At 62.0% G+C, this 5599-nt stretch carries 7 protein-coding genes; all 7 read right to left on the reverse strand.

Features of this window, described 5'->3' with window-relative positions; translation table 11 throughout:
• A partial coding sequence (locus VJ604_RS15035; protein ID WP_324083882.1) for an ATP-dependent Clp protease proteolytic subunit occupies nucleotides 1–294 on the reverse strand: 294 nt, incomplete at its 3' end.
• 9 nt (nucleotides 295–303) lie between these two features.
• Entirely contained in the window at nucleotides 304–1620 is a 1317-nt protein-coding gene (gene tig, locus VJ604_RS15040) for a trigger factor (protein ID WP_324083884.1), read from the reverse strand.
• Nucleotides 1621–1964: 344 nt separating this feature from the next.
• The gene (cydB, locus tag VJ604_RS15045; RefSeq protein ID WP_324083886.1) at nucleotides 1965–2993 is read right to left on the reverse strand and encodes a cytochrome d ubiquinol oxidase subunit II; all 1029 of its coding nucleotides are present in this window, start codon (nucleotides 2991–2993) and stop codon (nucleotides 1965–1967) included.
• Nucleotides 2994–3008: 15 nt separating this feature from the next.
• The gene (locus tag VJ604_RS15050; RefSeq protein WP_324083888.1) at nucleotides 3009–4385 is read right to left on the reverse strand and encodes a cytochrome ubiquinol oxidase subunit I; all 1377 of its coding nucleotides are present in this window, start codon (nucleotides 4383–4385) and stop codon (nucleotides 3009–3011) included.
• Nucleotides 4386–4559: 174 nt separating this feature from the next.
• Nucleotides 4560–4970 (reverse strand): RrF2 family transcriptional regulator, encoded by a 411-nt coding sequence (locus tag VJ604_RS15055; RefSeq protein WP_324083890.1) that lies wholly within the window; start codon nucleotides 4968–4970, stop codon nucleotides 4560–4562.
• 185 nt (nucleotides 4971–5155) lie between these two features.
• Nucleotides 5156–5311: a hypothetical protein gene (locus tag VJ604_RS15060; protein WP_324083892.1), complete on the reverse strand. Its 156-nt coding sequence runs from the start codon at nucleotides 5309–5311 to the stop codon at nucleotides 5156–5158.
• A 145-nt stretch (nucleotides 5312–5456) separates the two neighbouring features.
• Nucleotides 5457–5597 carry a ComEA family DNA-binding protein gene (locus VJ604_RS15065; RefSeq protein ID WP_324083894.1) on the reverse strand — a complete coding sequence of 47 codons (141 nt, stop codon included), beginning with the start codon at nucleotides 5595–5597 and terminating at the stop codon, nucleotides 5457–5459.
• Between the last annotated feature and the right edge of the window lie 2 nt (nucleotides 5598–5599).

The raw sequence follows: 5599 nt of genomic DNA on the forward strand, positions 1-5599 counted from the left end.
CATGGAGGCCGCCTGGCCGATGCAGATGGTGGAGACCGGCGCCTTGATGTAGCGCATGGTGTCGTAGATCGCCATGCCGGCGGTGACCACCCCGCCCGGGGAGTTGATGTAGAGGTGGATGTCCTTGTCCGGGTCCTCGGCCTCCAGGAAGAGGAGCTGGGCAATCACCAGGTTGGCGACGTTATCGTCGATGCCGCCCCCCAGGAAGATGATGCGGTCCTTCAAGAGGCGCGAGTAGATGTCGTAGGACCTCTCACCCCGGCCGGTCTGCTCCACTACGATGGGTACCAGCATGTATGGCTCCTAGTCTTCGTCTTTGATTTGGTCCTTGGGAACCTCGGACACCTTGGCCTTCTCCAGCACGAAGGTCAGAGTCTTCTCTTCCCTCATCTGGGCGATCAGGCTCTCTTTGGCCTGCTGGTTGCCCTGGTACATGCCGAGGAGCTTCTCGGGGTCCTGGCCGGCGCTGGCGGCGATGCCCTGCACCCTTTCCACGACCTCCTCCTCGGCGATCTGGATCCCTTCCTTGTCGGCCACGGCGTCCAGGATCAGCGAGCACTTCACCTGGTTGGCGGCCACTTCCCTGAACTGGGTCTTGTACCCCTCTTCGGTGGTCCCCATCATCTCCAGGGTGAGCCTCTGGGCTGCCAGCTTCTGCTTGGAGTTCTCCAGCAGCATCTGCAGCTGGCGGTCGACCAGCACCTCGGGGACCTCCAGGTCGTTACGCTCGACCAGCTCGCTCATCAGCCGCTCGCGCAGGTCGCTGTTGATCCTCTGCTCCTCCTGGCTGCGGGCGACCTCGGCCAGCTTCTCTTTCAGCTCGTCCAGGGTCTCGAACTCGCCGAACTCCTTGGCGAAGTCGTCGTTGAGTTCCGGCAGCTCCTTCACCTTGATGTCCTTCACGGTGATGGCGAAGTCGGCCGGCTTGCCGGCCAGCTCGGCGTTATGGTAGTCCTCGGGGAAGTTGACGGTGATGGTGGTCTCGGCGCCGACGGTCAGTCCCTCCATCTGCTCCTCGAAGCCCGGGATGAAGCGGCGGCTACCGAGCTCGAGCTGGAAGTCCTGCGCCTCGCCACCCTCGAAGGGGACGCCCTCGATGGAGCCCTTGAAGTCGAAGGTCACGAAGTCGCCCTTCTGTGCGGCGCGCCCCTCGGCGGCCGGGGAAAGCTGGGCCAGGTTCTCCCTGAGCTGCGCCAGGCGGGATTCCACGGCGGCGTTCTCGTCCAGCTCCAGCTTCTCCTTCTGCACCGGCAGGTCGAGGTATTCCTTCAGCTCGACATCGGGGAAGACGTCGAAGGTGGCGGAGAACTTGAAGGGCTGCCCCACGATCAGGGTATCGGCATCGATCATCGGGTAGGAGACCGGGTTGAGGTTGTGCTCGGCGAGCGCCTTGAAGTAGCTGTCATTGACCAGGTTCTTGACCACGTCCTCGGCCATCTGGGCGCCGTACTGCTTCTCGATCACCGACTGGGGAACCTTACCCTTGCGGAAACCCTTGATGGCGGCTTGCTTCCTAATCGATGCGTAGGCCTTATCGACCTCGGCGGCAACCCTCTCTGCCGGGATCTCGAAGCTTATCTTCTGCTTGATGCTGCTGAGTTTCTCAACGTTGGTCTGCATTGTCATCCTCTCTTTAGTTCACTTTATATGGCAGGCCAGCTGCCGCAATGCCTTGCATCGTCTAGGGCGGGGAAACGGTGACGGGTTTTTCGGGAGCACTCGAAGGCCAGGTTGCGACCCGAGCGTGCGCGTGAAAGACAGGCGCTTTCCGGTACCGCCTGCGTCAAAGGCGTAAAATAACAAAGGGGGTGCGACCTTGTCAACCTAGAATGCGGGTTCAGGTTTGCAGCTGCGGGTTTGCGGGGTACCAAGAGGTCCGGCCACTTTGGCATCCCTGCCCCTCCCAAGGGAGGGGCAGGGATGCCAAAGCGGCCGTGATGGCGGCGGGATCAACTAAGGAAGGATCAGTAGGCCTCGTGGTCGGCAAGCACCGACTCGGCGGTGAGCCTGCCCCTGAAGACCCGGTACACCCAGATTTTGTACAGTATCACGATCGGCACGAAAATGAAAGCGACCACGGTCATGACCTTCAAGGTATACGGGGAGGAGGAGCTGTTGAAGCAGGTCAGGCTGAAGTTCGGGTCCAGCGTGGAGGGGATCAGGTTCGGGAAGAGCCCGATCACCCCGGTGGCGACCACGGTCAGGATGGTGAGGCAGGAGGCGATGAACGCCTTGCCGGGAGCCCTCTTGCCCAGGAACACCCGCACCGACAACAGTGCAGCGACAGCTACTGCCGGCACCGCGAAGAGCGCAGGGGTGGCGAGGTAGTTGTCGTAGAGCTTGGTGGCGAAGTTGGTCATGGCCAGGAAGGCGACCGCCACCAGCACCAGCGGGATCCAGACCGCGCGCGCCGCGTCCTCGGCGGAGGAGGCCAAGGAACCGGTGGTCTTCAGCGAGAGGTAGAGCGCGCCGTGCTCGAGGAAGAGCAGCACGAACAGGGCGCCACTCACCAGCCCGTAGGGGTTCAACAGCGAGAAGAGGGAGCCGTGGTAGCCGGCCTGGTCCATGGGGAGCCCGGCGAAGATGTTGCCGAAGGCGACCCCGAACAGCAGCGCCGGCAGGAAGCTGGAGACCACGATGGCCCAGTCCCACGCCCCACGCCAGGTGGCGCCCTCCTCCTTGCTACGGAACTCGATGGAGACCCCCCTGACGATCAGCGAGAAGAGCAGCAGCAAGAGCGCCGTGTAGAGGTAGCTGAACATGCTGGCGTATGCGCTCGGGAAGGCGGCGAAGGTGGCGCCCCCTGCGGTCAGCAGCCAGACCTCGTTACCGTCCCAGAAGGGGCCGAAGGTGTTGATGATGACGCGCCGGTCGGCATCGCTTTTGCCCAGCGCGCGGTGCAGCATGCTGGCCCCCAGCACAAAGCCGTCCAGCATGAAGTAGACTGCCCAAAGTACTCCCCACAGAATGAACCAGGTGATGTGCAATTCCATCTCTCTCTCCCCCCTTTAGTGCGCTGCGACGCGCGACGCGTCGAAGGCCAGTTGCTCGTCGACCAGCGGGCTCACCTTTTCGCCACCCTCGGGACCCTTGCGGGCGAACTTGGCGAGCAGGTAGATGTCCACGAAGCCCAGGAAGCCGTAGAGGAGGGTGAAGCCGACCAGCGAGCCGATCACCTGGGGCAGGCTCACCGCCTTGGAGACGCCGTCGGCGGTCTTCATCACGCCGTAGACGATCCAGGGCTGCCGGCCGACCTCGGCCACCACCCAGCCGAGCTGGTTGGCGATGTAGGGAAGCGGGATGGCGTAGACCAGAAGGCGCAGGAAGAGCGGGTACTTCTCGATAAGGTCCTTCTTGGAGAGGATGACCCCCAAGAGGGAGAGCAGGATGAACAGGCTCCCCAGCCCGACCATCAGGCGGAAGCTCAGGAAGACCGGCACCACCGGCGGGCGCTCATCCTTGGGGAAGGAGTTGAGGCCGCGGATGGTCGCCTTGGGATCGTGGAAGGCGAGGATGCTCAGCAGGCTGGGCACCGGGAACTCGGAGACCAGGTTGCACTGTTTCTCGGGGTCGGGGAAAGCGATCAGGTGCAGGGGGGCCGCGGAGCAGGAATCCCAGACGGACTCCATGGCGGCGAATTTCGCGGGCTGGGTCTTGGCGACGTCGGCGGCGTGGAAGTCGCCGATCACGGCCACCATGATGGAGGCGAACAGGGCGAAGGCAGCCGCCATGCCGAAGGAGGCCTTGAAGAAGGCGCGGTTGTTACCGCGCAACAGGTGCCAGGCGGAGATGCCCATCACGAAGAAGCCCGCCACCGTGTAGCCGGAGACGATCTGGTGTCCGAACTTCAAAAGACCGAACGGGTTGGTGATCAAGGCCAGGAAGTCGACCATCTCGGCACGGCCGTTTCTCAGCACGTACCCCACCGGGTGCTGCATCCAGCCGTTGGCCAGCAGGATCCAGAGACCGGAGAGGTTGGTGGCGACCGCCACCATCCAGATGGAGACCGCGTGCATCCGCTTGGATACCTTCTTCCAGCCGAACACCCAGACGCCGATGAATACCGATTCCATGAAGAAGGCGACCGTCGCCTCGATGGCCAGCGGCGCCCCGAAGATGTCCCCGACGTAGCGCGAGTACTCGGCCCAGTTCATGCCGAACTGGAACTCCATGGTGATGCCGGTCACTACCCCCAGCGCGAAGTTGATCAGGAACAGCTTCCCCCAGAACTTGGTCATCCTGAGGTAGAGCTCGTTGCCGGAAAGCACGTAGCGGGTCTCCATCATGGCGGTGAGCACGGAAAGGCCCAGGGTGAGCGGGACGAAGATGAAGTGGAACATGCAGGTGACGGCAAACTGAAGCCGGCTTAGGGTCAGGACATCCATCGATCGGTTTCCTCCTTGTGAAGAGTTGCGGTGAGTACTCGAATAAAGGTAAAAGGCCAGCCACAGCGGCATTAATTAGGCGCATCGAGACCCGCCACACATTAAGCAGTGTAGCAGGACATTGCAGACCAACAGGACCTTTTTAATCTCATTAGTGGGCAAAAAAAGGCGGGTTCAGCCCGTGCGTCCGCGGGCCAAGGTATCGATAGTGACGCCGTCCAGGATGTCGACCACCCCGGTCTGCACCTGGCGCCAGACGTCGTGCACCATGCAGGGGCCTCCCCTCTCGCAGGCGCTCCCCATCAGGCAGCGGTTGGGGACGATGGGACCCTCCACGGCCTCCACCACCTCGCGCAGGGTGATGGCCGAGGCCGGCCTCCCCAGCACGAAGCCGCCGCCGGTCCCCCGGGAGGAGGTCACCAGCCCGAGCTTCGCAAAGCTCTGGAAGATCTTGGCGAGAAAGGTCTGCGGGACGTCGGCGGCCTGGGCGATCTCGCTGATGAGCGAGACCCGTCCCGGCGGTTGCTGGGCCAGGTAGATGATGCCCCTGATTGCGTATTCACCCTTGCGGGTTAGTTCCATCATAAAAACACCTTTAGGACCAATTTTATCCTTTTATATCCAATGAGCCTGCCGGTGTCAAGGCCAAAAAGAAAGGGTTCACAATTAAAATAGCGCTGTCAGAATGCCGGGCTGCGCCGATCCAGCCGCAGCCCGAAAAAAAGGGACCGCACGGGCGGTCCCTCTTTCAATCGGTATCTCTTGATACATCAGCCCAAAAGGCTCTGGAAATTGCGCGCCCGATTCGCCAGTATGGTGGGATCCAGCACCTCACCGCAGCAGGTGCACTTCCAGGCATCGAACGACCTGACGAAGTCGTAGTACTTCTCGGCGAACATCCTGCCTTTGCACTTTGGACATTTCATCTCGGTGACCTCCCATGAGAAGTGGATTGAAGGGTTGCATGCGTGGAAGGTTCAAATACACCGATCGTGCCAAAACACCCCTCCCCCGGGGACGGTTGGGACCCTCGCCATCCCCCTCCGCCGCGAAGGCTGTAATGAGAGCGGTCTAAGGTGATAAAAAATATCTCCTGAGGGATGCCAGTTTACCGGGCCCCACCCCCGGCACCCGCTGGACTCCCTCCAGCGAACCGAAGGCGCCATTTTTCTGACGATCGGCAACGATGCGGGCGGCCAGTACCGGGCCGATGC

The sequence above is a fragment of the Geomonas sp. genome, assembly GCF_035254065.1.
In the GTDB taxonomy this organism is placed as follows: domain Bacteria; phylum Desulfobacterota; class Desulfuromonadia; order Geobacterales; family Geobacteraceae; genus Geomonas.

Bases quoted from the DNA above. Each gene is read 5' to 3' on its own strand.
- cydB (WP_324083886.1), bottom strand. From the start codon at position 2,993: ATGGAATTGCACATCACCTGGTTCATTCTGTGGGGAGTACTTTGGGCA.
- VJ604_RS15055 (WP_324083890.1), bottom strand. From the start codon at position 4,970: ATGATGGAACTAACCCGCAAGGGTGAATACGCAATCAGGGGCATCATC.
- tig (WP_324083884.1), bottom strand. From the start codon at position 1,620: ATGCAGACCAACGTTGAGAAACTCAGCAGCATCAAGCAGAAGATAAGC.
- VJ604_RS15050 (WP_324083888.1), bottom strand. From the start codon at position 4,385: ATGGATGTCCTGACCCTAAGCCGGCTTCAGTTTGCCGTCACCTGCATG.
- VJ604_RS15060 (WP_324083892.1), bottom strand. From the start codon at position 5,311: ATGAAATGTCCAAAGTGCAAAGGCAGGATGTTCGCCGAGAAGTACTAC.